The sequence below is a fragment of the Oleiphilus sp. HI0043 genome (assembly GCF_001634935.1).
Genome location: NZ_LWEY01000010.1, coordinates 1 through 681, shown reverse-complemented (window position 1 = coordinate 681; position 681 = coordinate 1). Strand labels below are relative to the sequence as shown.

The 681-nt window shown below is 43.2% G+C and carries 1 pseudogene; it reads right to left on the bottom strand.

Annotated features, from left to right (window positions below):
• Positions 1-681, bottom strand: a pseudogene (locus A3729_RS00695) (arginine decarboxylase); the annotation flags it as partial.

The window sequence follows — 681 nt, the reverse complement described above, 5'->3', positions numbered from 1 at the left end:
ACCTTCTTTAATCGGGTGTAATGGGAGTGTTTTTGCTGTGCCGAATTCGTTGATAAATTTATCAATTTTTCCATCGCAGTCACAGGTTATATCCGCCAGCACTGCCTGACGTGTTGGCGTCTCATGCAGCCTGTGAATTGGCATAATCGGAAACAGTTGATCAATCGCCCATATGTCTGGCAGCGATTGAAATAGGCTAAAGTTTCCATAGTAGATATCTGCCAACGATAGCTTAAGGTCTTCCAGGTCTGGTGGCGTTTTATCCATTGTATCTAACAGGTCTGCGATACAATGAAGAACATCGAGAAATAAGTTTTCTGCGATTGATCGCTCTCTTAATGAGAGCTGCCCACGCTTGAATAAAGCACGCACTTCATCACGATAAAAATGCGCATCGTTATAACACTCCTGTACTCGCCGTGGCGATAGGTAGTCTTTTATCTCACGAATCTTTGTGAGTAGTTGATGCTCCTCAGGCGATGGTTCGGGCAGACTGATTGGTTCAAAAATATTGGTATCTAGAATATTGAACAGCAGAATTGAAGAGTAAGCGACAGTTGCTCGCCCAGATTCCGTGACAATCGTTGGGTGAGGAATATTATGGTCGTCCAAGGTTTGCTTGAGAGTATCGACAATATCTTCACAATATTCTTCAAGCGTGTAGTTACGACTTTTATCGTC